At 73.8% G+C, this 573-nt stretch carries 1 protein-coding gene; it reads left to right on the forward strand.

Annotated features, from left to right (window positions below; all coding sequences use genetic code 11):
* A partial coding sequence (locus FB586_RS18765) for a sensor histidine kinase (protein ID WP_281276708.1) occupies positions 1 to 573 on the forward strand: 573 nt, incomplete at both ends.

Below are 573 nucleotides of genomic sequence, written 5' to 3' on the forward strand. Positions count from 1 at the left end.
TCTTCGGCGCGACCGGTGCCGCGGTCGTCCGCCGCGAGGAGTCGGGCGAGGAGGAGGTCGTGGCGAGCTGCGGGACGCCGCCACGCTCGGTCGAGCGGGCGGACATGGCGGCGGCCATCGACGAGCGGAGCACGCTGGTGCTGTCGGGGGCGACGCTGCCGGCGTCCGACCGGGGCCTGCTCAACGCCTACGCCGCCTACGCCAAGGTGATGTCCGAGCGCCGCCGCGCGACGGTGGCCGAGGTCGAGCGGCTCCGACTCGAGGAGACCGACCGGACGCGTACGGCCCTGCTCGCCGCCGTCTCGCACGACCTGCGCAACCCGCTCGCCGCGGCCAAGGTCGCCGTCGCGAGCCTCAGGTCGACCGACATCACGTTCTCCCCCGAGGACCGGTCGGAGCTGCTCGAGACGATCGAGGAGTCCACGGACCGGCTCAGCGCGTTGGTGGCCAACCTGCTCGACATGAGCAGGATCCACACCGGGTCGGTGAGGCCCGTGCTCGCCGAGGTCGACCTCGCCGCCGCCGTGCAGGCCAGCATCGCGCCACTGTCCGGCGGGGAGCGGATCGAGGTCG

It is taken from the genome of Cellulomonas telluris (assembly GCF_004886325.1).
Classification (GTDB): Bacteria; Actinomycetota; Actinomycetes; order Actinomycetales; family Cellulomonadaceae; genus Cellulomonas; species Cellulomonas telluris.